Raw genomic sequence first — 25,465 nt, forward strand, 5'->3', positions numbered from 1 at the left:
GCCGTGACCGGCCGAATCCAACGAAACAGACGGGAATCATCCTCGGAAGGATGATGACACGTGTGGTCGGGGACTACGATGCGTCGGAAGCGGCTCGGTCCTCGGGCGCTGGTGGTTCGAAGGCGGCTTCGAGCCCGTCGACGAGGACGTACGAGACCACTGTTGCAACGATGATCAGCGGCGTGACAGCGGGTCCGGCGCTCGAAGTCAACAGCAACGCGATCACCACCGCTGACAGCGGCAGTCGCAGTGCCGCCCCAATGGTCGCCGCCATCACCGTGGCAATCGCCGCCCCTTCCGGGAACGAGGGGAGGTGCGAGGCGAGCAGGCCACCGACAGCGCCGACGAAGATCGCCGGGAACACGGGTCCGCCGCGGAAGCTGCCCATCGACACGCTCCACGCGAGTCCCTTGCAGGCGAGGAGCAGGCAGAGCGTGGCGACAGACAGCGTCCCCGCCTGTTCGACGACCGGAATCAGCGCGCGTGAGCCCGAGAAGAGCACGGCGTACGGGGTCTGATCTCCGAGCTGCGCGAATGCGATGGCGAGTCCGGCGACGATCAGACCCGCGAGTGGCAGCAGGAGGAACGGTTTGGGCCGTACACGGACCGCCAGCCTTCGAGCGAGCCAGAAGATCGCGAACGTGACGACGGCGGCGAGCGCGGCGACGGCCACCGTCCAGCAGAAATCGACGACCGTCAGCTGGGGCATCGCCGGAAGCGCAAGCGGGTTGATCGCGTACGCCGATGTGTCCAGTCCTGTGAGGTATCCCATGCCCAGATAGACCAGGGAGCCGATCCCTGCGGCCAACAGTCCCGGTAGCAGGATCAATGGGAGCATGGCGCCGCCGAGTCCCGCGGCCTCGATCAGGATGACCGCGCTGATCACCGGCGATCCGAACACCATCGCGAGGGAAGCGAAGCTCCCGGCCGCCGCCATCACCATCACCACGTTGTCCGGCGCATCGCTCTTGGCTTTGCGCACTGCGAAGACGGCGAGGCCCGAGCCGAGGGCGATGACCGGCATCGACGGACCGAGGACGAGCCCGAGGCCCAACGCGGCGAGCCCGGCCAGCAGAATCCCCGGGAGATCTGCGGGGGAGGTCACTCCTCCGGCGAAGCCCTCCGCCGGGACCGGACCACCGTTGCCGGGGAAGCGGACGATCGCGAACGCGCTGATCAGCCCGGCGATCGCGAGCACTGGAAGCGGCCACCACCAAGGGGCATCGCTGAATCCCAGCGCGTGAGGGATGGTGACGTAGACGCGGTCTTGGGTCCACGGAACCAGCGTCAAGAACGCCCACGCGGCCAGGGAAACGAAGAACCCCACGACGGCGGCCAGAACGAGCAGGCGCCGATACCCGGCGGTCCGGACGATCGCCTTCGGATCCCCGGCGGCGGATTTCTCAGCCACCGTTGCCCTGCTTCCCGCGCTCTGCGCCTCTAGCCGCAACGACCGCGGCTCTCACCGTCTCGAAGACGCTCTCCTCGCCGACGGCGTCCATCGTCCCCGCGCGTCGCAGCATGTCGAGCTCGGCCGCATCCGCGTGCACGAGCAGGATGCGCACCCCCCTGTCGGCCAGTTCTCCGTGAATCTTGGTCAGCATGTCCGCTCCGTCGAGGTCGACCACGGGAGTCGCCTCGAGGTCGAGCACGACCGTCGTGGCGTCGTTCCCCGACACGAGGTCGAGCAGGTGCGCACGGAAGGGCGCAGCGTCTGCGAAGAACAGCGGCCCGTTCATCTCGACGACGAGCACGCCGCGCGGGGTCGTCGCATCCGGGTGGGTATCGGCCTCGACGTAGGCCTGTTCCGCGGGATCGTAGGCCATCCGACGCAACGGCGACTTCGACGCCCGCGAGATGAGCAGCACCAGGGACAACAGCACGCCGAAGACGATGCCGGCGACCACGCCGACGAAGAACAGACCGACCGCGGTCGCTGTGAACACGAGGAAGTTGATCCTGCTCGCCGTGAAGAACCGCCCCGCGACCTTGAAGTGGATCAATCCCAGGGCAGCGTCGATGACGACCGCACCGAGTACTGCTTGCGGCAGGTTGGTGAACATCGGAGCCAGCAGCAGCAGCGTCAGGACAGTGAGCCCTGCAACTGTCAGGCCGGCGAGCTGGGTCTTCTGGCCGGCGCTCTCGCTGACAGCGGTCTTGCTCAGGCTGCCGCATCCGGGGAATCCGCCCACGAGAGATGAACCGACCCAGGCCGCGCCCTGCGCGGTGAGCTCCTGGTCCGGGGCGAACTCCTGGTGATGCCTCGCCGCGCTCTCCGTGGCGTTGGCGATGGACTCGCTGTAACTGACGAGGATGATCGCCAGGGCGCCCACCGCCATCGACAGCCACTGATCGATCGAGAAGCCCGTCGGCAACGCGACACCGGGAAGTCCGGTGGGTACCTCCCCGACGACGTCGACACCGTGCGTGCTCAGATCGAGCAACGAAGACGCCAGGATCCCCAAGATCACGACGATGAACGCTCGGGGGAGCTTCGGAGCCGTGAAGCGCAGCAGGAGCAGCAGGCCGACCGCGACGGCGCCGACCGTCAGTGTGGCGGCGTTGGTCAGACCGAGATCCTTCACCACGCCCACGAGCACGTCCCAGTACGAACCAGCAGCCTTGGGGATCCCGAAGATCTTCGGCAGCTGATCGACGATCAGGCCGAATCCGACCGCGAACACGAAGCCTTCGAGGACTGCCTTCGCGAGGAAGTTCGAGATCCACCCCATCCGGAAGACGCCGAGGAGGACGTAGATCACACCGACGCAGAGCGTGAGCGCGATGACCGTCTGCAGATACTCGGGCGCCGTCGAGGCAACGTAGAGGGCGGCGACCGGCGCGGTGACCGCCGCCACCGAGGCAGAAGGTCCTGTCACGACCTGGCGCGTCGCGGCGAACACCGCGTACAGGGCCGAGGCGCCGAGGATCGTGTACAGGCCGTACTGCGCCGGCACACCGACCACGGCTGCGTACGCCAGCGCTTGCGGGACGACGAGCGCCCACACGGACAGGCCGGCGAGAAGGTCGAGCGGGAGCCATGACCCCTTGTAGTGAGGAAGCCATTCGACGATCGGCACCGCACGGACGAAGACGTTCGGCTTCTGCCGTGCCACCGCTGCACCCCCGTTCACATCATCACCTTCCCCCGCTTGGATCGGGCGTGGGCGGTGAACCGGGGCGGGGTCGAGCGTGCCTCGAGCTGCCGAGTCTCCGCTGTGCACTCGGGGCCGTTGAGCGTGGTGAACAGGCGGCGGGCGAGCGTGCCCCCGTCGAGGTAGCCGCCGCCACTCGGCCCACAATCACCGTCGTCATCTCGTCAGCCCTGTCCGTCAACGTCACGCCCACGTCGTCTACTGGATACTCCGTGTGCTCGTGCCTTCGCATCACCCCTGAGGGGATGAGACGCATGCGAGCGCTGGACTTTTGTTCGGTCTTCGCCTGGGGTTCGGCCGAAGGCCTTTTGGTAAGCGCGGGTGAAGTGGGCGGCGCTCGTGTAGCCGACCTGGTAGCCGACGTCGGCCGCGGTGGCGGCCTGGGTCCGGAGCAGCACCCTTGCCTCTTGCAGGCGGATCTGCTTCTGGAACTGGATCGGGGTCATCGAGGTCGCCGCGCGGAAGTGCCGGTGGAAGGTCGACTGACTCATGCCGGCCAAGTCGGCCAGCTCGGCGACGAGAATCGGTTCGCTGTAGTTTCGGCGGATCCAGCGGATCGCCTGCGAGATGTGAGCCAGCATGCCGTCGGCCAGACCGATCTGGCGGACCAGAGCACCCTGCTCACCGGTCAGCAGGCGCCACAGGATCTCCTGCCGGATCCCCGGCGCCAGCACCCGTACGTCGTCCGGACGGTCAGCGATGCGCAACAGACGTACGACGGGATCGAGCAACTCCGGTGTCGCGTCACTCACCACCAGACCGCCGTACTGCGGGGGCCGGGGCGGCGTCTCGAGCAGCAGGGGCGCGATCTCCAGCGGGTCGAGCCGCAGGCTGACCACGGCGAACGGCTCGTCCGGGCTCGCCTTCAGCGCCTGGCCGATGACCGGAAGGTCCAGTGACGTGACGAGGAACTGCCCGGCGCGGTATTCGTACGGGACACCGTTGAGCAGGGTCTGCTTGACGCCGGACGCGACGATCGCGACCGACGGCTTGGCCATTCCGGCGGTCGGCCCGTTGGGTTCGTCGCGCCGACTGACCTGTACACCGTCGATCAGGGTCACGCTGTGCCCACGCTGCCCGGCCGCGTGCCGAAGGATGAGCGTCCGGAGTTCGTCGAGCAGGTCCACTCCCCCAGTGAACCAAGTTGGCAGGATCGCGCAAGCCGGTGCCAGCAACGTGCTCACGATCCGGGGTCCCGTGGTGCTCTGATCGAGAGGTACCAGCAATCTCGAGAAAGGCACCACCCCGTGCAACGCAGAATTCTCGGCGCGACCGGTATCTCGGTCAGCGACGTCGCCCTCGGCGCGATGATGTTCGGCGCGATGGGCAACCAGGACCATGAGGACTCGGTCCGGATCATCCACCGCGCCCTCGGCGCCGGCATCAACCTGATCGACACCGCCGACGTCTACTCGGCCGGTGAGTCCGAGGAGATCGTCGGTACGGCGATCCGCGGCCGGCGCGACGACGTCGTACTGGCCAGCAAGTTCGGCCTGCCGATGGGTGCTGACCCGAATCAGCGCGGCGCCTCCCGCCGCTGGATCATGCGGTCGGTCGAGAACAGCCTGCGCCGGCTCGGCACCGACCACCTCGATCTGTACCAACTGCATCGCCCGGACCACGACACCGATCCCGCCGAGACGTTGTCGGTTCTGTCCGATCTGGTGCAGGCCGGGAAGATCCGGGCGTTCGGATCGTCGATGTTCCCGGCCGAGACGATCGTCGAGGCGCAGTGGACCGCGGAACGCCGTGGGACGCACCGGTTCCTGACCGAGCAGACCATGTACTCGATCCTGACCCGCCGGCCGGAGGCGTCCGTGTTCCCGGTGGCCCAGCGGTACGACCTCGGCGTACTCACGTTCAGTCCGCTGAACAGCGGTTGGCTGTCCGGCCGGGCGAACCAGGCGTCGTCGCACCGAGCGTCGACACGGCCGTCCCACTACGACCCATCCACCCCGACCGGCCAGGCGAAGACCGCCGCGGTGGCGAAGCTGACCGCACTCGCCGACGAGGCCGGGCTGCCGTTGCCGCAGTTGGCCACGGCATTCGTCCGGGCACACCCGGCGGTGACGTCGGTGCTGATCGGCCCGCGCACGCAGGAGCAACTCGACAGCCTCCTGCCTGCCGCGGCGATCGAACTGTCCGGCGACATCCTCGACCGGATCGACGAGATCGTTGCACCCGGCACCGAACTGGACCCGGCCGACAACTACGACGCCACCCCGCCGGCGATCGAACACGCCTCTCTCCGGCGCCGCTGAGAAGAGGCCCGGCGGGCCGCAGCTGTCATCAGGGCGGCGACGGCGAGCGGGTCGTCGCTCATCGGGACGTGGCCGCAGCCGGCCAGCGTCTCGAATCGAGGGCGGGGCGGGAGTTGCTCGACGTGGCGCGAACGGCGCCTCAGCAGGAGATCCCGCGAGCCGAAGGCAACCGTGATCGGCACTTCCAACCCCGGCCCGGCCAGGTAGCGCCGATCGCGGGTGGCGTCCAGGGTCGCGTCGAAGCCGGGACTCGTCGCCATGTCCCACACCATCGCGCGGGCCACGTCAGGGCTGGTCTGGGACGGCCGGCCAACGATCTGGCGCAGCACGAGCGCACGTCCGAACCTGTGGTTCACCAACCGCGACAGCGGCTTGACCCAGGTCCGCGCGAGCCACCTCGTCCCCCGCAGGCTGAGCCGGTTGTACAGCGGCGTACTCCTCGGCCAGAGGCCCGCAGGCGAGATCAGTACGAGAGAGGCGGTCGGCCTGATGTCGGCCAGTTCAAGGGCGATCCACCCACCGAGCGAGTTCCCGGCGACAATGGGGGCAACGATGCCCAGACCGTCGAGAAAGGTGGCGACTGCATCCGCCAGCGCGGCCGGATGCGGTTCCACCCCCGCTGCCAGCGGCGGCGAGTCCCCGAAGCCAGGAAGATCAACGGCGATGACGTCGAAGTGCTCGGCGAGTGCGGCGACGACCGGAGACCACACTCGGTGCGAACACCCGATGCCGTGCAACAGCACGAGCGGCGGTCCGGTTCCGGTTCGGTGAAAGGCAAGTCCGGCCATCGTCAGACTCCTTCCTGAACCTGGAAGATCTCGTCGGCGACGAGACCGTGCGCTTCGCGATGCACCGTCGACGCCGCCTCTGCCGACGGGGCTTCGACCAGGCAGAACACCTTGCCGTGGCGTTCGTTCACCCAGTACCGCAGATACCGCACCTCGTAGCCGGCTTCGGTCTGCAGGTCGGCGGCGTGCGCCTTGGCGACGTCTTCTGCCGAGACGCCGTCGGTGAAGTTGTGGATGTCCATGTACAGCGGCATGATTCACACTCTTTCGGTCGCTTGGTCATTTCGCAGCGAACCTATGCCGGCGAGGTCGTTCGGGTGATCCGTAGTGAGCACCCAGGTTCCGCGCGTAGCGACCTAGTTTGTTGCTGCGCCCGGCCGGTCGGGAGCCTCCAGCAGGCCACGGCGGCGAGCTTCGGCCGCGACGAGCGTTCGCGATGCGACTCCGAGCTTGGCGAGGATCGCGGCCACATGGTGCTCGACGGTCCGCGGTGAGATCACCAGTTGCGCGGAGATGGTCGCGTTCGACTGCCCGGCCGCGACCAACGTCATCACCTCGCGCTCACGGCGGGTCATACCGGCCGCGTCGGAGCGGGTCGATGGATGCGCACCGGAAGGGATCGCGCGCAGGCCGAGCCGGCGCATCCGCCGGCGCGTCAGCCTCGCGGCCGCGTCCGCGCCGACGGTGTCGAAGCGGCGCAACGCCTCCCGCATCCCCGGCTCCGAACCGGAGTCGAGCAGGGCGAGCGCGGCGTCGAAGGGACTGCCGATAGCGTCCCAGAGTTCGGCCGCACGATCGAAGTCCCCGCTCACCGACCGGGCGTGCGGCTCCGGGAGCCTGGTCGGCGACGGCGTCACGGCGACACCGAGACGCGTCTGCCAGGTCGCGATCTGGCCCTGGAGCCATTCGTGGGCCCGCTCGATGTGGAGACTCCCGACGGTGACGTCATGCAGCGCACTGTCGAGATTCCCCGCCAGCCAGTGCGCCTCCGCCCGTGCGGATCGGGTCAGCGCGATGAGGTCCGGGCGCTCCGTCGCGTCGGCGCTGGTCACCGCTTCGTCCAGGTAGGGCCACGGATCACCGTCGCCCCGCCGGGCATGTACCCGGCCGATCACGGTCGCGGCGGAGAGCCGGTTGAACCGCGAAGCGCCGCTCGCGAGAACCTGCCGGCACACGTCGACCGCCTCGTCCCACCGGCCCACACCCAGCAGAATCTCGCCCCAGGTGGCGCGCAGACAGATCCCGAACCGGGTCATGCCGGTCTCGTCGCACATGGCCGCACCCCGCACGTAATACGCCTCGGCTTCCGCGAGCCGGCCGAAGTCGCACAGCGCAGTACACAGGTTCGCGTAGGCACGCGCCGTCTGCTCGTGAGCTCCTGTGTCCAGGGCGATGTCCAGCGCGCGGCGCAGCAGGGGCATCCACTCTTCACCGGAAGTCCACGCGACGATGGCTCGGGTGTTCGCCACGTCGCTACGGACATCCGGGAGGTCCAGCGCGTCGCCCAGGTCGCCCGCGCGGCGCAGTAGCAACGACGCAGCCTCGACCTCGCCGTGGTGACTCCGCAGCTGCGCCAGCTGTGCGTAGGCGCGGGCCAGCTCCGGGGTCGCGCCGCCGTCGCGGACGACGTCGACGGCCGCGACAGCAAGCTCCATCGACTCCCGACCCCGGCAGAGGCGCCACATCGTCGCGGACAACGAACGCATCGCGTCGCTCAAACGGAGCGCATCGGCCACCTCGGTCCAGAGCTCCAGCGCTCGCTGGCCGGCGTCGAGAGCCAGCTGCCAGCGTTCGATCACCGACGCCTCGGCCGCGAGCCGGGAATACAGGTCGGCAGCCGTTCGCGGCGTGACCTGGCCGGCGAAGCGCACTGCGGACTCGAAATGCTCGACAGCCTCGCGGTGTGCGCCGAGGTCGGCTGCCCGCCGCCCGGCGGCCGGTGCATAGCGCAGGACCGCGGCCTGGTCTCCGGCACCGTCGGCGTGACAGGCCAGCACCGCCTCGTCGGTACCGCCCGAGCGCTGCAACGCCGCGAGGAGCTGGGCGTGGATCGCAGCCTTGCGATGCACGGGTATCTCGCTCGCCACAGCACGCCGGTTGATCTCGTGGCGGAACCGCAGCGATTCCGAGTCGCTGACCAGCGCGCCGGCCTCGACGAGCTCGTCGAGATCGCGAACCGCCGTGCCCAACGACTCGAGCAGGCCCAGATCGACGTGGAGGCCGGCGACGGCCGCGATGTCGAGCACAGCTCGCGCCGAATCGCTCAGCCGCGCGACGCGAGCGAGTACGGCGTCGCGCGCGGAAGCGGGCAGCTCGCTCGCGGACCTCACGATCTCATGGACGAAGAACGCGTTCCCGCCACTCAGCCGGTACACGTCGTCGGCCGCAAGTCCGCTGCCGGCGGCAAGGACCGCGACCGCGTCCGCCGACAGCGCGGGAACAGTCACCCGACGCATCGCTCGTTCGCCGGCGAGTCCACCCAGGGCGATGCGCAGCGCCTCGTCCGACCCGAGCGCATCATCACGGAAGGTGACGAGGAGCAGCGACGGCGTCGTACGGATCCGACGGCCGAGGAACCGGACGAGGTCAAGCGTTGATTCGTCGGCCCAGTGCAGATCCTCGATCGAGACGACGACCGGCGGACCTGGGGCCGACAGGCGGCGTAGCAGCACGCTGAACAGCTCGTCGCGCCCCGTATCGCTGCGGCACGCGTCGAGCAGTTCACCCCCCAACTGCTCGGCGATCTCGAACAACGGGCCGAGTGGCCGGGGCGTGAACAGGCCGTCACACGTGCCGCCGACCCAGCAGACATCGACGAGCTCTCGTTGCAGCTGTTCCAGCAAGGCGGACTTACCGGCGCCGGCCTCGCCCGAGATGAGAACTACCCGCCCCTCGCCGGCACGGGCTTGTGCTGCGTACTGCGTCAATGCCTCGAGAGCGCTGTCGCGCTCGAGCAAACCCATGAGCCCAGTGTGGGACCGGTTCAGACTCACCGTAAACACCCGCCACCGGAATGGGTAGCACGGCACGGAAGGTAGGTGGATCGGTCGCCGAGATGGGCGCTCGACGCCGATTCGAGAGTCCCTCCGTCTGCTTGACGCTCGTCGGAGGAGCGGTCGTCGCTCCTCTCGGTTACGGAGGAACTCAACATGCATCCCTACCTCAGCAAGGCGATGGCCGAAGCCCGGCAGGATGATCTGCTCCGCCAAGCGGAGCACCATCGTCTTGTCCGCGCGGCGCGGTCCGGTCGGCAGTCCTGGCTCAGTCGACGGATCGACGCACTGCGGGCAAGACGATTCCGGCGCTCGGCTGTGGGCGGCCTGCAGGCGGCCGATCCGCGGGGCCGACCGGTCTAGGCGGTTTCAACCATCCAGAGGTGGCCGTCGGGGTCGGTGAAGGTGGCGATGTAGGCCCAGGGCTTGCGGATCGGCGCAGTGACCAGCTCGGCACCGGCGGCCACCGCCTTCGCGGCGAGGGCGTCGACGGCGGACTCGCTATCGGCGTGGACGCTGAGAATGCACTCGCTGGTGCCGGCCGGTGCGGCCGGCTGGTCGCCGAGGACCCAGCCGAAGCCGCCGGTCGGGATCAGCATGAGCCGCACGTCGTCGGTCAAGGCGAACTGCAAGGGCTCGGGTATGCCGTCCTCCGCAAGCTCACCGACTGGCTTGAAGCCGAAAGCCTCCTGGTAGAAGGCGTGCGAGCGCGGACGGTCCTCGATCGGGAGGCTGATGATCATCGGGTCACTCCAGCGGTGAAGCGGTCGGCGGCAGGGCCGGACAGGTGGTTGGGCGGGAGGGTTCGGCCGCAGAGGACCAGGAGGAGGTCCTGGGCGGTGCCGGTGAGTGGTTCGCCGGTGCCGTAGGTCCACTCGAGGTCGGTGGCTTGGAGCCGGATGCCGGTGACGTCCACGCCGAAGTACTTGAGCTGCCGTGGGTTCATGTCGTCGAGGATGAGGCGCATCCGGTCCAGGGGCACCTGCCTGTCGATGCCGAGGGCAACAGTCACGTCGAGGCCGTGGATCACGTCGTGCGACAACGCGCCCTGGTAGCCGCCACCCGGCGGCTTCCAGGGGTGGTCGATGTTCTGCCGCAGACAATCCAGCAGCTCGGCGGCCGAGAGCTCACGACCGTCGCGGCGAGCCTGGCGATCGGCGAACCGATCGAAGTTGCCTCGAGCTTTGGCCAACCCCACCAAGAAGCGTGGTGTGGACAGCCGATAGGGCATGGTGATGTGAGCAACGAGCTCGCGGACCCGCCAGCCCGCGCACAGCGTCGCCCTGTCCCAGTCGTCGTCCGCCAGTCCGGCCAGCACGTCGGCGAGATCGGCCCGCTCTCCCGCCACGGCCACTCTGATATCCGTCATACCCCACCGACGAACGGATCAGGCGCCGACAGACACCTGCCGCAACCTGTTCTGCAGATACCGGCGTTCCGCGTCGGTCGCGGCCAGACCGAGGGCCTCCTGGTACGCCGTGGCCGCCTCCGGGAAGCGGCCGAGACGGCGGAGGAAGTCGGCGCGGGTCGCAGGCAGCAGGTGGTAGCCGGCGAGCGGCCCGGCAGCCAGGTCGTCCACCAGTCGCAGTCCCACGGCCGGTCCGTCCGCCATGCCGATCGCGACCGCGCGGTTGAGCGCGATCACCGGAGTCTGCTTGAGCCGTCCGTACAGTCCGGCGATCTGCGGCCAGTCCGTGTCCTCCGCCGTACGAGCTGTCGCGTGACAAGCCGCTATGGCTGCCTGCACTTGATAAGGCCCCGGTGCGCCGCGCCGGAGAGTGCTGTCCAGCAAGCTCTCGGCCTCGGTGATCACGGCGTGGTCCCAGCGAGTGCGGTCCTGGTCCTCCAGGGTCACGAGTACGCCGTCCGCGGTCAGGCGCGTGTCACGTCGCGCGTCGTGCAGCAGCATGAGTGCGAGCAGTCCGGCGGCCTCAGGTTCGTCCGGCATGAGCTGCACGAGCAGTCTGGCCAGTCTGATCGCCTCACCGCTCAGACTGGTGCGCACGACATCTGAATAGCCCTCGTTGAACAGCAGATAGAGCACAGCCAGTACGGCGGGCGTCCGCTCTGGCAGGAGGTGTGCCGGCGGGACGCGGTACGGGATTCCGGCGTGCTGGATCTTCTGCTTGGCCCTGGTCAGCCGCTTCGACATGGTCGTCTCCGGGACCAGGAACGCCCGTGCGATCTCCGCCGTACTCAGTCCGGCCAGCGTCCGCAGCGTGAGCGCCACCCGGGCCTCCATCGCCAGCGCCGGGTGGCAGCAGGTGAACATGAGGCGCAGCCGGTCGTCCGGTACGTCGTACTGCGGGTCCGGCTCATACGTCATCGCGGCCACCTCCTGGAGCTTGGCGGCGCCGACGGCCTCACGGCGCAGCCAGTCGATCGCACGGTTGCGTGCGGTGGTGGTCAGCCAGGCACCGGGTTTGTCCGGTACGCCGTCCCGCGGCCACCGCTCCAGGGCCGCGGCGAACGCCTCCTGGGCGCACTCCTCGGCCAGCTCCCAGTTCCCGGTCACGCGGATCAGGGTGGCGACCACCTGGCCCCACTCCTGCCGGTAGACCTCCTCGAACGTCACACGACTCCCGGGGGCGGCTCGAACACCGGACGGATCTCGATCGTGCCGTAGCCCGCCGCCGGGTGCTTGGCGGCGATCTCGATCGCCTCGTCCAGGTCGGCGCAGTTGATCAGCACGAAACCGCCGATCTGCTCCTTGGTCTCGGCGAACGGCCCGTCGGTGAGCAGCAGCTCGTCGTCGCGCACCCGGACCGTCGTCGCCTCGGTCGGCGGCCGCAGTCCGGCCCCGCCCTCGACCACGCCGCGACGCTCCATCTCCTCCGACCAGCCGCCGCAGCCGTCGTTCGCGTGCGACTCGTCACCACAGATCATCAGCAGGTACTTCACGGTCCTCCTCCAGAGCCGGTCTCACTCGACCGACGAACGGACCCGCCGGAAACAGACACCTCCACGGTAAGCGTCGAGGTCTGGAAGCGACGCCGGACCGGGTCTAGCGTCGAGAGCGAACTGATCACCAGGGAGGGTGTGCGATGGCAGGGCGAGTAGTGCATTTCGAGGTTCCGTACAGCGACGGCGACCGGGCCCGGGCGTTCTACCGGGAGGCGTTCGGCTGGAACCTGACGGAGATGCCGGAGATGAACTACACGATGGCGTCGACCGGACCGGTGGACGAGCACGCGGTGCCGTCCGAGGCCGGCTTCATCAACGGCGGGATGTTCGAGCGCACCGAGGCGCTCCGCGGGCCGGTGCTCACGATCGACGTGGACGACCTCGATGCGGCGCTGAAGACCGTCGAGAGCCTCGGCGGCAAGCAGGTCGGCGAGAAGCTCCCGGTCGGCGACATGGGCTTCGCCGCGTACTTCGAGGACCCGGAGGGAAACATCCTGGGACTCTGGCAATCCGCCTGACGTCTGAGCGTCACCGGAGCCACCTACACTGCGGAGTGTGTTGGCTCCGGTGGTGTCCTCGGGAGGATTGAATGCCTGACCGTACCCAGACCATTGCGTACCCGGCGCCCGGGTCGCGGCCCTCGCGACGGGATCAAGAGCCGCTCGCGCCGCACGTGATCGTGCTGTTCGGCGCCACCGGCGACCTCGCCAAGCGCAAGTTGCTGCCGGGCCTGGCGTATCTGCAGCAGTCCAAGTTCGCGCCCGACGTACGGATCATCGGTACGGCGACCGAGGAGCTCACCTGCGACGAGTTCCGGGACCGGGCGCGGGAGGCGGTCGAGCGGTTCGGCACGCACAGGATGTCCGACGAGGAGTGGGCGCAGTTCGCCGACCGGCTCGAGTACGTGCCGGTCGCGGCCGGGCCGGAGGCGCTGGCCGCGGCCGTCAAGGCGGCCGAGGAGAAGCTCGGGCCGGACGCCTGCCGGCTGCACTACCTGTCGGTGCCTCCGAAGGCCGCGCAGGCGGTGATCGTGATGCTGCGCGACGCGGATCTGGTCGACCGGGCCCGGGTGGTGATGGAGAAGCCGTTCGGCGACGACCTGGACAGCGCGATCGAGCTGAACGACTTCGTGCACGAGACCTTCGACGAGTCGCAGATCTTCCGGATCGACCACTTCCTCGGCAAGGAAGCCGCGCTGAACATCCTCGCGTTCCGGTTCGCGAACGGACTGTTCGAGCCGATCTGGAACCGCAACTTCATCGACCACGTGCAGATCGACATCCCGGAGGAACTCGGGCTGGACCAGCGGGCCACGTTCTACGAGCCGACCGGCGCGTTCAAGGACATGGTCGTCACCCACCTGATGCAGGTGATGTCCTTCGTCGCGATGGAGCCGCCGACCGCCCTGGAGCCGCGGGCGATCTCGGAGGAGAAGAACAAGGTCTTCCGGTCGATGCTGCCGATCCAGCCCACTGATGTGGTCCGCGGCCAGTACTCCGGCTACCGCAATGAGGACGGGGTCGCGCCGGACTCCGACACCGAGACGTTCATCGCGCTGAAGGTCGAGATCGACAACTGGCGCTGGGCCGAGGTGCCGTTCTACCTGCGCACCGGCAAGCGGATGGCCGAAGGCATGCGGATCATCTCGATCGCCTTCAAGGAGGCGCCGAAGACGATGTTCCCGACCGGTTCCGGGGTCGGCTCGGAGGGTCCGGACCACCTGACCTTCGACCTGGCCGACTCGTCCCGGGTGTCGCTCTCGTTCTACGGCAAGCGGCCCGGTCCGGGCATGCGGCTGGAGAAGCTGTCGATGCAGTTCTCGACCCAGGAGACCGGGAGCGCGGGCGACGTACTGGAGGCGTACGAGCGGCTGATCCTGGACGCGATGCGCGGCGATCACACCCTGTTCACCACCGCCGAGGGCATCGAATCGCTGTGGGACCGGTCCGCGATCCTGTTGGACGACCCGCCGCCGGTCAAGCCCTACGCGCCGGGCACCTGGGGCCCGAACGCGATCCACCAACTGATCGCCCCGCGGGCCTGGCGCCTGCCCTTCGAACGCGAGTGGCGCGAAGCCAAGCAGTAAGCCATTGCCGCCGCCCGGACCGAGGCGCACTATCGAGGTGTGATGTGAGTCACAAACACCTTCGAGCGTTGAGGGGGTTGGCGAATGACAGGGACAAAAACGCATCTGACGGCGGAACAGGCGCCCTGCGGGCGGGTGGGGGATGCGGACCGGAGCCAGGAGGACGACTTCGAGGGCTTCCGGTTCGACGACGTGAGCTACGCCTGTGGGTGCCGGCGGATTCGGCACGAGTTCCATGACGGCAGTGTCCGGATCCGCACCGTGCGCCACGACGGCAAGATCCTGCTGGACGAACACAGCGGCGACCATGAGGCCTGACTGGGGTAATCGATGAGCACGTTTCATGACGTGGTCGTGATCGGGGGCGGCGGCGCGGGGCTCCGTGCGGCCATTGCGGTGGCCGAGACGAATCCGGCGCTGCGCGTGGCGGTCGTGTCGAAGGTGTATCCGATGCGCAGCCACACGGTGTCGGCCGAGGGTGGCGCCGCGGCCGTTGCCGCCGACGACGACAGCCTCGACGAACACGCCTACGACACGGTGTCCGGCAGCGACTGGCTGTGTGACCAGGACGCGGTCGAGGCGTTCGTCGCCGAGGCGCCGCGCGAACTACTCCGGCTGGAGCACTGGGGCTGCCCGTGGAGCCGTCAGCCGGACGGCCGGATCGCCGTCCGGGCGTTCGGCGGCATGAAGAAGAGGCGGACCTGGTTCGCGGCCGACCGGACTGGGTTCCACCTGCTGCACACGCTGTTCCAGACCGCGCTCTCGTACTCCGACATCATCCGGTACGACGAGTGGTACGTCACGAAGATCCTGGTCGACGACGGTCGCGCGTACGGCGTCGTCGCGATCGAACTGGCGACCGGGCGGATCGAGACCATCACAGCGAGCACGGTGATCGTGTGCACCGGCGGCTGCGGGCGCGTCTACCCGTTCACCACCAACGCGAACATCAAGACCGGCGACGGGATGGCCCTCGCCTACCGGGCCGGCGCGGCGCTGAAGGACATGGAGTTCGTCCAGTACCACCCGACCGGCCTGCCGTTCACCGGCATCCTCATCACCGAGGCGGCGCGGGCCGAAGGCGGCTGGCTCCTCAACAAGGACGGCTATCGCTACCTGCAGGACTACGACCTCGGTACGCCGTCCCCGACCCCGGAGCTGCGCAGCATGGAGCTCGGACCGCGCGACCGGTTGTCGCAGGCGTTCGTGCACGAAGAGGAGAAGGGCCGCACGATCGACACGCCGTACGGGCCGGTGGTGAATCTGGACCTGCGGCACCTGGGTGCGAAGCTGATCGACGCCAAGCTGCCGTTCGTCCGCGAGCTGTGCTCGAAGTACCAGAACATCGACCCGGTGACCTCGCTGGTCCCGGTGCGTCCGGTGGTGCACTACATGATGGGCGGGATCCATACCGACATCCGGGGCGCGACGTCAGTCGAGGGTCTGTACGCCGCCGGCGAGGTGGCCTGCGTCAGCATCAACGGCGCCAATCGACTGGGGTCGAACTCGCTGCCGGAGTGTCTGGTGTTCGGCAATCGGGCCGGCCGGGCCGCCGCGGTGTTCGCCGGCCGCTACCACAACGCCGTACCCAAGGCAGTCGAAGCGCAGGGCCGCGACGAGGAGCGCAGGCTCACCGAGGAGCTGGCCCGGCACGCGGAGGGCCACGAGCGGATCGCGGACATCCGGACCGAGATGCAGACCACGATGGAGAACGGGGCCGGCATCTATCGGGACGGCGACTCGCTGGCCAAGGCGGCGCATCGGCTGGAGGAGCTGCAGCTGCGGTACGAGCATGCGGCAATCGACGACCACAGCAAGAACTTCAACACCGAGCTGGTCGCACTGCTCGAGCTCGGCTTCATGCTCGATGTTGCCCAGAGCATCATCGCTTGCGCGGCGCGCCGGGAGGAGTCGCGCGGTGCCCACCAGCGCACCGACTTCCCGGCCCGCGACGACGACCATTTCCTGGCGCATTCACTGGTACGGCGCCAACCGGACGGGACCCGCCGGGTCTCGTATCTGCCGGTGACCATCACGCGGTGGCCACCCGGAGAACGGGTGTACGGGAGGTAGTGATGGCAGACGAGATCACCCTCGAGGTCGCGCGCTACCGGCCCGGGGAAGACACCGAACCGGTGATGCAGTCCTACCAAGTGCCGCTGCGCGAGCACTGGGCAATCCTCGACGGGCTCGCCTACGTCAAGGACCACTTGGACGGGACACTGTCGTTCAGGTGGTCGTGCCGGATGGGCATCTGCGGCAGCTGCGGCATGACGGTCAACGGCGAGCCCCAGCTGAGTTGTGCCACGTTCCTCACCGACTACGCACCCGGTCCGATCCGGGTCGAGCCGCTGAACAACTTCCCGGTGATCCGCGATCTCGTGGTCGACATCGGCGACTTCATGGACAAGCTCCCGACCGTCCAGCCGTGGGTAATCCGGGACGTGCAGAGCCCGGTCGAGCAGGGCGAGTATCTGCAGACGCCGGAGGAGCTGGACGAGTACCAGCAGTACAGCATGTGCATCAACTGCATGCTGTGCTACTCGGCCTGCCCGGTCTACAGCCTCGACCAGGACTTCCTCGGGCCGGCGGCGATCGCGCTCGCGCAGCGGTACAACCTCGACTCGCGGGACGAGGGTGCGGACGAGCGTAGCGCCGTACTGACGTCACCCGAGGGCATCTGGGCCTGCACCTTCGTCGGTGAGTGCAGTGCGGTTTGCCCGAAGGGCGTGGACCCGGCGGGCGCGATCCAGCGGTACAAACTGACCGCGGCAACCCAGGCGATCAAGGACCTGCTGATGCCGCGGCGCCGGCGATGAGCGTCTATCAGCGGCCGGTCCACCTGTTCTGGTGGCTGGAGCGCCGCTCGTATCTGCTCTTCGTTCTGCGCGAGTTGAGCAGTGTCTTCGTCGCGTGGTCCGTGGTGTATCTGCTGCTGCTGGTCAACGCGGTGAGTGACGGCGACGCGTCGTACCAGCGGTTCCTGGAGCGGAGTGGACACTGGTGGGTGGTCGCGATCAACGTGCTCGCGATGCTCTTCATACTGCTGCACGTGGTGACATGGTTCGCCCTGGCGCCCAGGGCGATGGTCGTCAAGGTGCGTGGGGGGCGGCTGCCGCCGCGGCAGGTCGTCGCCGCGCACTACCTCGCCTGGGTGGTGCTGTCGGCGATCGTCGCCTGGGTGGTGCTCCGATGAACCGCCGCTCCCGCTCCCCCGAGCCGTTCCTCTGGATGCTGTTCAGCTCCGGCGGCATGGTCGCCGCTCTGATGATCCCGGTGCTGCTGTTCCTGTTCGGTATCGCGTTCCCGCTCGACTGGCTGACGCCGCCGACGCATGCGCACCTGTTCGCCGTACTGCGGAATCCGTTGACCCGACTGGTGTTGTTCGGCGTGTGCACGCTGGCCCTGTTCCACTGGGCACACCGCTTCCGCTACACCCTGTACGACGGCCTGCAGCTGAAGCGGTACGCCGTACCGATCGTGATCCTGTGCTACGGCGGTGCTGTCGTCGGATCCGTCATCGCCGCCGGCCTGCTGGTCTCCGTCTGAGGTGTCATAGGCTGCGCCAATGCGGGAGATCGTGGTGATCGGCGTCGGAGCGGGTGATCCCGAGCAGGTGACGATGCAGGCCGTGTCGGCGCTGAAACGGGTCGACGTGTTCTTCGTGCTGGACAAGGGTGAGGTCAAGCAAGAGCTGGTCGACCTGCGGTCGGAGATCCTGCGGCGGTACGCCCAGGACCATCGCGTGGTGGTCGGCCGGGACCCCGAGCGGGACCGGACCACCAGCGCGTACGTCGAAGCCGTCGACGACTGGCGTCGCCGCCGGGCCGACGTGTGTGCGGAGCTGATCGCGTCGGAGCTCGGCGAGGATCAGGTCGGCGCGTTCCTGGTCTGGGGTGACCCTTCGCTCTACGACAGCACGCTGGCGATCCTGGACGACATCCTGGCGCGGGGCGAACTGGCCTTCGAGGTCGAGGTGATCCCAGGGATCAGCAGCGTGTCGACGCTGGCCGCGCGGCACCGGGTCGGACTGAACCAGGTCGGCCGCCCGATCCAGATCACCACCGGCCGGCGGCTCGCGAAGGCGTGGCCGGACGACGTGGACGATGTGGTCGTGATGCTCGACGCGCAGACCGCGTTCACCGAGCACCTCGACCAGGACGCCGACATCTACTGGGGCGCCTACCTCGGCACCCCCGACGAGATCCTCATCTCCGGCCCACTCCGCGAGGTCGCCGCCGAGATCGAGAAGGTCCGCGCCGAGGCCCGCGAACGGAAGGGCTGGATCATGGACACCTACCTGCTGCGACGTAGACCAAAGGTGTAGGTGGGTTGGCCTTCGGGCCGAAGCGGAGGAGGCGGGATCAAGGCGACGCTTCCGGCATGACAAAGAAACTCTTGGTGATGCTGGCCGCGGCGGTCGCCCCGGCCGGGCTCTTGGTGGGTTCCGCGGAGCCGAGTACGGCCGCGCAACAGGACGTCGTACGAACTGATGCCGGACTCGTGGCGAGCAAGGCAGTCGGGGACGCGCGGGTCTTCGACGGCATTCCGTACGCCGCTCCCCCCGTGGGCGCGTTGCGGTGGAAGGCGCCGCAGCCGGCGAAGCCGTGGGCCGGGGTGCGCGCGTCGGCGCTCGGCAACCCGTGTCCGCAGCAGCCCAACTCCGAGGCACCGGACGGCGCCACGGCCGAGGACTGCCTCTATCTGAACGTCACTGCGCCGGCAGCCTCGTCGCCGAAGCCGCGGGGCGTCGTGGTGTGGATTCCCGGTGGCGGGTTCTTCACCGGCGCCGGCAACAGCTATGAGGCGTCCAAGTTCGCCGCCCGTGGCGACGTGGTGGTCGTGACGGTCAACTACCGCCTCGGCATCTTCGGGTTCTTCGGCTACCCGGGTCTGCCGGGCTCCGGCACCTATGGCATCCAGGACCAGCAGGCAGCCCTGCGCTGGGTGCAACGCAATGCCCGGGCCTTCGGTGGCGACCCGCGCAACGTCACCGTGGCCGGTGAGTCCGCCGGCGGCATGAGTGTCTGCGCACAGCTGACCTCACCGACCTCCGCCGGGCTGTTTGCGAAGGCGATCATGCAGAGCGGTTCCTGCGCCTTCAACTGGGCCGACAACAGCCAGTACCCGGGTCAGGCCGCGGACTCACCCTGGATCCCAGTCAGCCGTGTTCAGGCGAACGGCAAGGAATGGGCCGACGGCAACAAGGCCAAGCTGGCCTGCAAGCCCGGCCAGTCCATGCTCGACTGCCTCCGCGCCGTGAAGTCCGACGTACTGGTCGAGGACACACTCAACTTCACCCAGGTCGGGTACGGCGGCACCGCAGCGGTGCCACTGAGTCCGGCAACGGCCATGAAGGCCGGACTGTTCCACCGCGTCCCGATCATCTCCGGCAACAACCACGACGAGGCGAACGGGTGGGTGGCCGCGTTCGGGGACATCAAGGACTACCCGCAACTGGTGACCAACATGGTGGGCGCCCAGCAGGCTCCGAAGGTCCTGCGGCAGTACCCACTCGACCGGTACGAGTCGCCGGCGGCAGCGTGGGGCGCGGTCACCACGGATCGGATCTGGTCGTGCACGCAGATCGCCAGCGACCAGCAGGCCGCTCGCAAGGTGCCTGTGTACACGTACGAATTCGCGGACAAGCACTCGCCGATCGCCCAACCCGGGTTGGGCGCCGCGCACGCCATGGAGCTGCCGTATCTGTTCCGGCTTGGTGGTTACGACTTCCCGATGCCGCAGACGCAGCAACGGCTGTCGAACCAGATGATCGACTACTGGACGGCGTTCGCCCGGACCGGCAACCCGAACGGACCGGACCGGCCGCACTGGTCGCCGACCAGCAGTCAGACCATCAACGGCCTGTCACTGGCTCCGACGGACCAGGGCGGCATCCAGCCGGTGAACCTCAGCACCGAACACCACTGCGCCCTCTGGGCGGAACTCAGCTGACCTTTTGGGGCCGCCGAGCCCAGACGCGCAGCGCGATCGGCGACAGGAGTAGCAGCAGTAGCGCATAGAAGTGCACTCCGGGCACGAAGGCCGCCAGGAGGAAGGCGACCAGGGTCAACCCGGTCATCACGAGGGAGCCGGCGAGCTCCCGGCTGCTGACCGGGTTGTCCGGGTCCTCGAGCTCCTGATGCCCGCGGACCATCCAGGTGAGCGCGGACTGGCAGATGCTGAGCAGGAGGATCGTGCCGGTGTAGAGGCCGGCGGTGAACTGGTCGCTGTCGTAGACGCCGACGATCTGGGTCGGGAACGGCAGCACCACGATCGTGAGCAGCCACAGCAGGTTCAGCCGCATGATGGCCGGGGTGTAGGCCTTGACGTGCTCGAACACCCGGTGGTGGCCGAGCCAGAAGCTCGAGATCACCACGAAGCTCAGCAGGAACGCGTAGATCTGCGCCTTGTTCTCGGTGATCACGCCGACCGCGTCGACCCCGTGGCTCTTGGCCTCGGTGACCACGTCCACCAGCGGCAGAATCAGCAGCGTGATCGCGATCGCGACGACCGCATCGGTGAACAGGACCAGCCGGTCGGGATCCCTCGTCTTACTCACGGCCGACAACAGTAGCGAGTAGCAGGGCTGCCAGGACGAAGGCGGCCGCTGTGATCCACGCGACGCTGTAGCCGTCCCGCAGCGCCAGTACGTCGCTTGCACCGTCAGCCAGCCGGTTCGTCGTCGTGGAAGCGGCCAGTGTCGCCAGTACGGCGGTCCCGACGGCCGCACCGGCCTGCTGTGCGGTGTTGTTCAGGCCTGAGGCGAGTCCGGCGTCCTTGGCGTCCGCACCGGACATGGCCAGCATGATCGCGGCCGGGATGGCCAGTCCGATCCCCGCGCCCATCACCGCGAGTACGGGAGCGACATTGACGACGTACGAACCGTCCACTGGTGCCTGGCTGATCCAGAGCAGCGCCACGAGGAAGGCGGCCAGACCTGCTTTGAGCATGGTGCGCGGACCGAAGCGGACGGTCAGACGGGGTGCGATGGACAGCGACATCACGGCGTTCATGATCGGCGCGGGCAGGAAGGCCAGTCCGGTTGTGAGCGAGTCATAGCCGAGCACTCGCTGCACGTAGAGCGCAGTCGTGAACTGAAAGCCGAAGCCGGCTGCGAACAGCAGCACGACGATGACGTTTGCCACGGTCAACTGACGCTTGCGGAAGATGTGCAGGGACAGCAGTGGGTTCGCGATGCGGGCCTGACGCAGTACGAACGCCGCCAGCAGGAGGATCGAGACCGCGGCCAGGATCAGCGTGCGCAGGAGCGTCGCGTGCGGCTCGGCGGTCTGGACGATCGTGTAGACGCCCAGGGACAGACCTGCGGTCACCAGTACGGCGCCCAGCACGTCAGCGCCCTTCCCGAGGCCGAGGCCCTTCTCCTGCGCGAGGAATCGCGACGCAAACGCCAGCGCGGTCAGTCCGATCGGCACGTTGATCAGAAACGCCCAGTGCCAGCCGACGGTCTGCGTGATCACTCCGCCGAAGATCAGTCCGATCGACGCGCCGCTCGCGGAGGTGAAGCTGTAGACCCCCATCGCCCGCGCCTGCTCACCCGGACCCGGGTAGAGGTTGACGATCATGCCCAGGATCACCGCTGAGGCCAGGGCACCACCGACACCCTGCAGGAACCGCCCGCCAATCAGCACCTCCGAACTGCCGGCCAGTCCACACAGCAGCGAGGCCGCGGTGAACAGCCCGAGCCCGGCCACGAACACCCGCTTGCTGCCGATCAGATCCCCGATCCGCCCGGCCAGCAGAAGCAGTCCCGCGAAGGCGATCAAGTACGAGTTCATCACCCACGCCAGCCCCGCCTGCGAGAACCCCAGATCCCCTTGAATCGTTGGCAACGCGACCGTCACCACGGTCGCGTCCAAGATGATCATCAACTGCATCACACACAGCACGACCAGCGACCTCACGCGCCCCGGCGCAGCCCTGCCACTCGTGCTCGAAGAACCCAGAACATCTACCGACATCGGTCGTCTCCTTGTCGTACTGATCTGACAAGAACGACCATAACAGATAGTCCCGTACTAGACGATCCTTTATCGGATCAACCCCGGATCGCCACAGGGTGAGCTCGACGCAACATTTCACGACGCAGGGATCGGCGGCAGAGCATGGCGAACGGCACCCGCGGCGAGCTGCTCGGCCGCCTGGCCGAGGCGGTCGAATCCGTTCCGGCCGCGCACCCGACGCGGTCACCATCGACGGATCCCCCGACGTCAGCAAGACCACGCTGGCCGACGAGCTCGCCGTCGTACTGCGCGCGCAGGGCCGCGACGTCATCGCGCGACGATCGAAGGACCCGAGACCAGACCCCGTCCAGATCCGCCACCGAGGTAGAACGCCGCTACCGCAGCCGCTACGCCCCCTCCCAACAGTTCTACGCGGACACAGTCCACCCCACCGACCACGCCCACGTCATCGTCCACAACGACAACCCCATCAGCCCGCCTGGGACACCCGCCGATCAGCTACACGAGATCTCTAGCAAGATCACGACCCCCACCCAACGCCCCGATCCACCACCTATCGCACCCTTCGTCGAGTCGTTGAATACGGCTGCCGACACCCGGCACTTCACAACCACAGTCCACGACTCGCGGTTTCGGTGCGCAGCCATACACCACGACTCGGTGGGCGGCTGTTCCAGGAGCGGCAGGGGCCGGGAATGATCGGACAGACGGGATGGGCGCCTTGGCCCGGCTACTGTTCGGGCCGTGGCACGACTTGCGGTGAAGCTTGTGCTGCTGGACGAGGACCACCGGCTACTGCTCATCCACGCCAAGGACCCGCAGACACAGGCGGAGTGCTGGTATCCCGTGGGCGGCGGCGTCGAGCCTGGCGAGACATTGCAGGATGCAGCGGGTCGCGAGGCCTACGAAGAGACCGGCTTGGTCGACCTCCCGCCGGGACTCCCGGTCTGGCGACGCGACCACCTGTACGAGTACGACGGCCGGGTCGTCGAGGTCCACGAAGAGTGGCTGATGTACACGGTGAATCACTTCGAGCCGGCGCCGGCGCAATTGACTGAGGGTGAAGCCCGCAGCGTCGTGGGCTTCCGATGGTGGCAGGCGCGGGAGCTGAGCGAAGCGGCCGAGACGATCTACCCGCCCCGCCTCGGCCGCCTACTGACAGACCTCCTGATCGACGGCGCGCCACCAGACCCGATCGACATCAGTGAATCGAAATCCCCGGTCGCAGCTGACGAGGGTCACGATCGTCATCTGACGAGACCCGCCTGGTTCAGCTCGCCTTGACGCATGCCGATATAGGCATATGATGGCGTCCATGGCACGAGCAGCGACGACGTCGGACGCGTTCAACGCGATCGCCGAGCCGCAGCGCCGGGACATCCTGGTGCTGCTGCGGGCGGGTGAGCGTCCGGTGACCGACCTGGCCCAGGAGCTGGGGATGAGCCAGCCGCGGGCGTCCAAGCACCTGCGGGTGCTCCGGGAGGTCGGTCTGGTGCGGGACCGCAAGGCAGGCAAGCAGCGCCTCTACGGCCTGGACGCCCGCGGGCTACGGCCGATCCACGAGTGGGTCGGCGGATTCGAGCAATTCTGGAACGAGAGTTTCGACCGGCTGGACAGCTACGTGCAGGATCTCAAGCAGACACGGCAGGAGGACTGACCGATGGCAGGGGCAAGGCAAGAAACGCGGACGGAGCCGGCGACGGCCGACCGGGAGATCGTGATCTCCCGGGTCATCGACGCCCCGCGGGAGCTGGTGTTCGAGGCGTTCACCGAGGTCCGGCACTTGTCGCGGTGGTGGGGTCCGGAGGGGTTCACCACGACCACGCGGTCCTTCGAGTTCCGCGAGGGCGGGGAGTGGGACTTCGTACAGCACGGGCCGGACGGGACCGATTACCCCGAGTGGATCACCTGGACCGCGATCGTCCCACCGGAGCGGATCGCGATGCTGCATGGTGAGTTCCGCGGCGACCCGAACGCCTTCGAGTCGGTCGTGACGTTCGACCTCGACGGTGCGGCGACCCGGATCGAGATGCGCGCGTTGTTCCCCACCAAGAAGCTGCGCGACGAGGCGGTCGAGAAGTACCACGCAATCGAGGGCGGCCAGCAGACCTTGAGCAGCCTGGCTGCCTACGTCACCGAGATCGTCAAGGGAGTTGAGGACTGATGGCCGGGAAAGTGTTCTTCGGTGTGTCGATGTCGCTGGACGGCTTCATCGCGCCCGGGTCTCTCGGGGAATTGATGGGGAAGCAGTGGATGGAACTGCAGCGGTGGGTCTTCCCGCTGCGGTTCTTCCGGGAGAATCTGAAGCTCGGCGAGGGCGGCGAGGAAGGGCGCGACAACGACATCGCGCGGGAGACGTTCGAGCGCACCGGCGCGAGCATCATGGGCAAGCGCATGTTCGACGCCGGCGAGCAGATGTGGCCGGAGGAGGCGCCGTTCCACACGCCGGTCTTCGTCGTGACGCACGAGAAGCGTGACCCCTGGGAGCGGCCGGGCGGGACCACCTTCCACTTCGTCAACGACGGCATCGAGGCCGCACTCGACCAGGCCCGCGAGGCCGCCGGCGACCGCGACGTCCGCATCGCCGGCGGCGGTGCGACGATCCTGGAGTACGTGAACGCCGGCCTGATCGACGAGTTCTCGATCGCGCTGTCGCCCGTGTTGTTCGGCTCCGGAGTCCGCCTGTTCGAGGGCGTGGACGCGGACCGCGTGGCCCTGGAGCCGATCCGCGCGGAGCCCTCCCCGAGGGTGACGCACCTGACCTACGCCGTCCGGCAGCGGTAGGCGGCCGGCTGTTAGCTGGCGCGTTGGCGGGGGCGGCGTACAGGCTGGGCCTCTACGGGGGTGGAGAGGTGGCCGTCGACCAGGGTGATCAGGGCGTCTACGAAGGGCTTGCGTTGGGGGGCGGTGAGGGCGGCTAGAGCCTCGGCGTGGACTCGGTCGACTATTTGCTGACCTTCGGCGGCGATCTTGGCGCCGGCTTCGGTGACGGCGATGATGCGGGCCCGGCGGTCGGTGGCGGAGGGCTTGCGTTCGGCGTAGCCGGCCTTCTCGAGGGCGTCGACGGTGACGACCATGGTCGTCTTGTCCATGTACGCGAGTTCGGCGAGCTGGATCTGGGTGCGCTCCTCCTCGAGCGCGTGCCGCAGGACGCACTGCATCCGCACCGTCAGCCCGACGTCCGCCAGCGCCGCGGACAGCCGGGTCTCGAGGACGTGACCGGCATGCGTGAGGTAGCCGGTGAGGTCGGGAACCGTCCGCGGTGGTGTCTTCGCCATGATCCGAGCATAGCG

At 68.1% G+C, this 25,465-nt stretch carries 28 protein-coding genes; 15 read left to right on the forward strand and 13 right to left on the reverse strand.

Features of this window, described 5'->3' with window-relative positions; translation table 11 throughout:
• Window positions 1-73 precede the first annotated feature (73 nt).
• The 3 genes from OG558_RS43430 to OG558_RS43440 all read right to left on the reverse strand — a co-directional run bounded on the left by OG558_RS43430 (window position 74) and on the right by OG558_RS43440 (window position 4,282).
• Window positions 74-1,411 (reverse strand): chloride channel protein, encoded by a 1,338-nt coding sequence (locus OG558_RS43430; RefSeq protein WP_405068245.1) that lies wholly within the window; start codon window positions 1,409-1,411, stop codon window positions 74-76.
• Window positions 1,404-3,134 carry a SulP family inorganic anion transporter gene (locus OG558_RS43435; RefSeq protein ID WP_405068246.1) on the reverse strand — a complete coding sequence of 577 codons (1,731 nt, stop codon included), beginning with the start codon at window positions 3,132-3,134 and terminating at the stop codon, window positions 1,404-1,406. Before OG558_RS43435 ends, OG558_RS43430 begins: the two co-directional genes overlap by 8 nt.
• 185 nt (window positions 3,135-3,319) lie before the next feature.
• Window positions 3,320-4,282, reverse strand: a complete 963-nt coding sequence (locus tag OG558_RS43440; protein WP_405068248.1) for an AraC family transcriptional regulator N-terminal domain-containing protein — start codon at window positions 4,280-4,282, stop codon at window positions 3,320-3,322.
• Between the two features lie 120 nt (window positions 4,283-4,402).
• On the opposite strand from OG558_RS43440, the gene OG558_RS43445 reads away from it, so the two are divergent.
• Complete coding sequence (locus OG558_RS43445; protein WP_405068249.1) at window positions 4,403-5,416, forward strand: aldo/keto reductase; 1,014 nt, start codon at window positions 4,403-4,405, stop codon at window positions 5,414-5,416.
• Here OG558_RS43445 and OG558_RS43450 read toward each other — a convergent pair.
• The 3 genes from OG558_RS43450 to OG558_RS43460 form a co-directional block, all read right to left on the reverse strand.
• On the reverse strand, window positions 5,365-6,204 hold the full coding sequence (locus tag OG558_RS43450) for an alpha/beta fold hydrolase (RefSeq protein WP_405068250.1): 840 nt from the start codon (window positions 6,202-6,204) through the stop codon (window positions 5,365-5,367). The two genes, OG558_RS43445 and OG558_RS43450, sit on opposite strands and share 52 nt — an antisense overlap.
• Before the next feature lie 2 nt (window positions 6,205-6,206).
• Complete coding sequence (locus OG558_RS43455; RefSeq protein ID WP_405068251.1) at window positions 6,207-6,458, reverse strand: DUF4242 domain-containing protein; 252 nt, start codon at window positions 6,456-6,458, stop codon at window positions 6,207-6,209.
• Between the two features lie 102 nt (window positions 6,459-6,560).
• On the reverse strand, window positions 6,561-9,167 hold the full coding sequence (locus OG558_RS43460) for an ATP-binding protein (protein WP_405068252.1): 2,607 nt from the start codon (window positions 9,165-9,167) through the stop codon (window positions 6,561-6,563).
• 186 nt (window positions 9,168-9,353) lie between these two features.
• On the opposite strand from OG558_RS43460, the gene OG558_RS43465 reads away from it, so the two are divergent.
• Entirely contained in the window at window positions 9,354-9,560 is a 207-nt protein-coding gene (locus OG558_RS43465; RefSeq protein ID WP_405068253.1) for a hypothetical protein, read from the forward strand.
• Here the strand turns inward: OG558_RS43465 and OG558_RS43470 are convergent.
• The 4 genes from OG558_RS43470 to OG558_RS43485 are packed head-to-tail and all read right to left on the reverse strand — an operon-like array spanning window position 9,557 to window position 12,098.
• The gene (locus tag OG558_RS43470; RefSeq protein ID WP_405068254.1) at window positions 9,557-9,940 is read right to left on the reverse strand and encodes a VOC family protein; all 384 of its coding nucleotides are present in this window, start codon (window positions 9,938-9,940) and stop codon (window positions 9,557-9,559) included. The two genes, OG558_RS43465 and OG558_RS43470, sit on opposite strands and share 4 nt — an antisense overlap.
• Window positions 9,937-10,566: a maleylpyruvate isomerase family mycothiol-dependent enzyme gene (locus tag OG558_RS43475; RefSeq protein ID WP_405068255.1), complete on the reverse strand. Its 630-nt coding sequence runs from the start codon at window positions 10,564-10,566 to the stop codon at window positions 9,937-9,939. Before OG558_RS43475 ends, OG558_RS43470 begins: the two co-directional genes overlap by 4 nt.
• An 18-nt stretch (window positions 10,567-10,584) precedes the next feature.
• Window positions 10,585-11,772 (reverse strand): RNA polymerase sigma factor, encoded by a 1,188-nt coding sequence (locus tag OG558_RS43480; protein WP_329480238.1) that lies wholly within the window; start codon window positions 11,770-11,772, stop codon window positions 10,585-10,587.
• The gene (locus OG558_RS43485) at window positions 11,769-12,098 is read right to left on the reverse strand and encodes a YciI family protein (RefSeq protein WP_329480240.1); all 330 of its coding nucleotides are present in this window, start codon (window positions 12,096-12,098) and stop codon (window positions 11,769-11,771) included. Before OG558_RS43485 ends, OG558_RS43480 begins: the two co-directional genes overlap by 4 nt.
• A gap of 143 nt (window positions 12,099-12,241) precedes the next feature.
• Here OG558_RS43485 and OG558_RS43490 point away from each other — a divergent pair, with 143 nt between their 5' ends.
• From OG558_RS43490 to OG558_RS43530, 9 genes are all read left to right on the forward strand, one after another.
• Window positions 12,242-12,619, forward strand: coding sequence for a VOC family protein (locus OG558_RS43490; protein ID WP_405068256.1), 378 nt, complete (start codon window positions 12,242-12,244; stop codon window positions 12,617-12,619).
• A gap of 71 nt (window positions 12,620-12,690) precedes the next feature.
• Window positions 12,691-14,187 carry a glucose-6-phosphate dehydrogenase gene (gene zwf, locus OG558_RS43495; protein ID WP_405068257.1) on the forward strand — a complete coding sequence of 499 codons (1,497 nt, stop codon included), beginning with the start codon at window positions 12,691-12,693 and terminating at the stop codon, window positions 14,185-14,187.
• Window positions 14,188-14,271: 84 nt separating this feature from the next.
• Window positions 14,272-14,505, forward strand: a complete 234-nt coding sequence (locus tag OG558_RS43500) for a hypothetical protein (RefSeq protein ID WP_328519072.1) — start codon at window positions 14,272-14,274, stop codon at window positions 14,503-14,505.
• A gap of 12 nt (window positions 14,506-14,517) precedes the next feature.
• The gene (gene frdA, locus OG558_RS43505) at window positions 14,518-16,260 is read left to right on the forward strand and encodes a fumarate reductase (quinol) flavoprotein subunit (protein ID WP_405068258.1); all 1,743 of its coding nucleotides are present in this window, start codon (window positions 14,518-14,520) and stop codon (window positions 16,258-16,260) included.
• Between the two features lie 2 nt (window positions 16,261-16,262).
• Complete coding sequence (locus tag OG558_RS43510) at window positions 16,263-17,006, forward strand: succinate dehydrogenase/fumarate reductase iron-sulfur subunit (protein WP_405068259.1); 744 nt, start codon at window positions 16,263-16,265, stop codon at window positions 17,004-17,006.
• Window positions 17,003-17,383 (forward strand): fumarate reductase subunit C, encoded by a 381-nt coding sequence (locus OG558_RS43515; RefSeq protein WP_329480250.1) that lies wholly within the window; start codon window positions 17,003-17,005, stop codon window positions 17,381-17,383. Before OG558_RS43510 ends, OG558_RS43515 begins: the two co-directional genes overlap by 4 nt.
• Window positions 17,380-17,736, forward strand: a complete 357-nt coding sequence (frdD, locus tag OG558_RS43520; RefSeq protein ID WP_405068260.1) for a fumarate reductase subunit FrdD — start codon at window positions 17,380-17,382, stop codon at window positions 17,734-17,736. The genes OG558_RS43515 and frdD overlap by 4 nt, the downstream gene beginning before the upstream one ends.
• Window positions 17,737-17,755: 19 nt before the next feature.
• A complete protein-coding gene (gene cobF / locus OG558_RS43525; RefSeq protein ID WP_405068261.1) occupies window positions 17,756-18,514 on the forward strand; it encodes a precorrin-6A synthase (deacetylating) in 759 nt (252 codons plus the stop codon).
• 56 nt (window positions 18,515-18,570) lie between these two features.
• A complete protein-coding gene (locus OG558_RS43530; protein ID WP_405068262.1) occupies window positions 18,571-20,142 on the forward strand; it encodes a carboxylesterase/lipase family protein in 1,572 nt (523 codons plus the stop codon).
• Here the strand turns inward: OG558_RS43530 and OG558_RS43535 are convergent.
• Together OG558_RS43535 and OG558_RS43540 are read right to left on the reverse strand one after the other, a co-directional pair.
• The gene (locus OG558_RS43535) at window positions 20,135-20,749 is read right to left on the reverse strand and encodes a TMEM175 family protein (RefSeq protein WP_405068263.1); all 615 of its coding nucleotides are present in this window, start codon (window positions 20,747-20,749) and stop codon (window positions 20,135-20,137) included. The two genes, OG558_RS43530 and OG558_RS43535, sit on opposite strands and share 8 nt — an antisense overlap.
• Window positions 20,742-22,169: a DHA2 family efflux MFS transporter permease subunit gene (locus tag OG558_RS43540; protein WP_405068264.1), complete on the reverse strand. Its 1,428-nt coding sequence runs from the start codon at window positions 22,167-22,169 to the stop codon at window positions 20,742-20,744. Before OG558_RS43540 ends, OG558_RS43535 begins: the two co-directional genes overlap by 8 nt.
• Before the next feature lie 747 nt (window positions 22,170-22,916).
• On the opposite strand from OG558_RS43540, the gene OG558_RS43545 reads away from it, so the two are divergent.
• From OG558_RS43545 to OG558_RS43560, 4 genes are read left to right on the forward strand one after another with little or no spacing between them, the layout of a single operon-like run.
• Window positions 22,917-23,456, forward strand: coding sequence for an NUDIX hydrolase (locus OG558_RS43545; RefSeq protein WP_405068265.1), 540 nt, complete (start codon window positions 22,917-22,919; stop codon window positions 23,454-23,456).
• Window positions 23,457-23,487: 31 nt separating this feature from the next.
• A complete protein-coding gene (locus OG558_RS43550; protein WP_329480264.1) occupies window positions 23,488-23,829 on the forward strand; it encodes a metalloregulator ArsR/SmtB family transcription factor in 342 nt (113 codons plus the stop codon).
• Window positions 23,830-23,832: 3 nt separating this feature from the next.
• Entirely contained in the window at window positions 23,833-24,336 is a 504-nt protein-coding gene (locus OG558_RS43555; RefSeq protein WP_405068266.1) for an SRPBCC family protein, read from the forward strand.
• The gene (locus OG558_RS43560; protein ID WP_405068267.1) at window positions 24,336-24,956 is read left to right on the forward strand and encodes a dihydrofolate reductase family protein; all 621 of its coding nucleotides are present in this window, start codon (window positions 24,336-24,338) and stop codon (window positions 24,954-24,956) included. Before OG558_RS43555 ends, OG558_RS43560 begins: the two co-directional genes overlap by 1 nt.
• An 11-nt stretch (window positions 24,957-24,967) precedes the next feature.
• On the opposite strand, the gene OG558_RS43565 is transcribed toward OG558_RS43560, so the two are convergent.
• Window positions 24,968-25,450 carry a MarR family winged helix-turn-helix transcriptional regulator gene (locus tag OG558_RS43565; protein WP_405068268.1) on the reverse strand — a complete coding sequence of 161 codons (483 nt, stop codon included), beginning with the start codon at window positions 25,448-25,450 and terminating at the stop codon, window positions 24,968-24,970.
• Window positions 25,451-25,465: the final 15 nt, after the last annotated feature.

The organism is Kribbella sp. NBC_01510, assembly GCF_045040325.1.
Taxonomy (GTDB): domain Bacteria; phylum Actinomycetota; class Actinomycetes; order Propionibacteriales; family Kribbellaceae; genus Kribbella.

Coding starts and splice junctions, on each gene's coding strand:
- OG558_RS43450 (WP_405068250.1), bottom strand. CDS start 6,204: ATGGCCGGACTTGCCTTTCACCGAACCGGAACCGGACCGCCGCTCGTG.
- OG558_RS43455 (WP_405068251.1), bottom strand. CDS start 6,458: ATGCCGCTGTACATGGACATCCACAACTTCACCGACGGCGTCTCGGCA.
- OG558_RS43460 (WP_405068252.1), bottom strand. CDS start 9,167: ATGGGTTTGCTCGAGCGCGACAGCGCTCTCGAGGCATTGACGCAGTAC.
- OG558_RS43465 (WP_405068253.1), top strand. CDS start 9,354: ATGCATCCCTACCTCAGCAAGGCGATGGCCGAAGCCCGGCAGGATGAT.
- OG558_RS43470 (WP_405068254.1), bottom strand. CDS start 9,940: ATGATCATCAGCCTCCCGATCGAGGACCGTCCGCGCTCGCACGCCTTC.
- OG558_RS43475 (WP_405068255.1), bottom strand. CDS start 10,566: ATGACGGATATCAGAGTGGCCGTGGCGGGAGAGCGGGCCGATCTCGCC.
- OG558_RS43490 (WP_405068256.1), top strand. CDS start 12,242: ATGGCAGGGCGAGTAGTGCATTTCGAGGTTCCGTACAGCGACGGCGAC.
- zwf (WP_405068257.1), top strand. CDS start 12,691: ATGCCTGACCGTACCCAGACCATTGCGTACCCGGCGCCCGGGTCGCGG.
- OG558_RS43500 (WP_328519072.1), top strand. CDS start 14,272: ATGACAGGGACAAAAACGCATCTGACGGCGGAACAGGCGCCCTGCGGG.
- frdA (WP_405068258.1), top strand. CDS start 14,518: ATGAGCACGTTTCATGACGTGGTCGTGATCGGGGGCGGCGGCGCGGGG.
- OG558_RS43510 (WP_405068259.1), top strand. CDS start 16,263: ATGGCAGACGAGATCACCCTCGAGGTCGCGCGCTACCGGCCCGGGGAA.
- OG558_RS43515 (WP_329480250.1), top strand. CDS start 17,003: ATGAGCGTCTATCAGCGGCCGGTCCACCTGTTCTGGTGGCTGGAGCGC.
- frdD (WP_405068260.1), top strand. CDS start 17,380: ATGAACCGCCGCTCCCGCTCCCCCGAGCCGTTCCTCTGGATGCTGTTC.
- cobF (WP_405068261.1), top strand. CDS start 17,756: ATGCGGGAGATCGTGGTGATCGGCGTCGGAGCGGGTGATCCCGAGCAG.
- OG558_RS43530 (WP_405068262.1), top strand. CDS start 18,571: ATGACAAAGAAACTCTTGGTGATGCTGGCCGCGGCGGTCGCCCCGGCC.
- OG558_RS43540 (WP_405068264.1), bottom strand. CDS start 22,169: ATGTCGGTAGATGTTCTGGGTTCTTCGAGCACGAGTGGCAGGGCTGCG.
- OG558_RS43550 (WP_329480264.1), top strand. CDS start 23,488: ATGGCACGAGCAGCGACGACGTCGGACGCGTTCAACGCGATCGCCGAG.
- OG558_RS43555 (WP_405068266.1), top strand. CDS start 23,833: ATGGCAGGGGCAAGGCAAGAAACGCGGACGGAGCCGGCGACGGCCGAC.
- OG558_RS43560 (WP_405068267.1), top strand. CDS start 24,336: ATGGCCGGGAAAGTGTTCTTCGGTGTGTCGATGTCGCTGGACGGCTTC.
- OG558_RS43565 (WP_405068268.1), bottom strand. CDS start 25,450: ATGGCGAAGACACCACCGCGGACGGTTCCCGACCTCACCGGCTACCTC.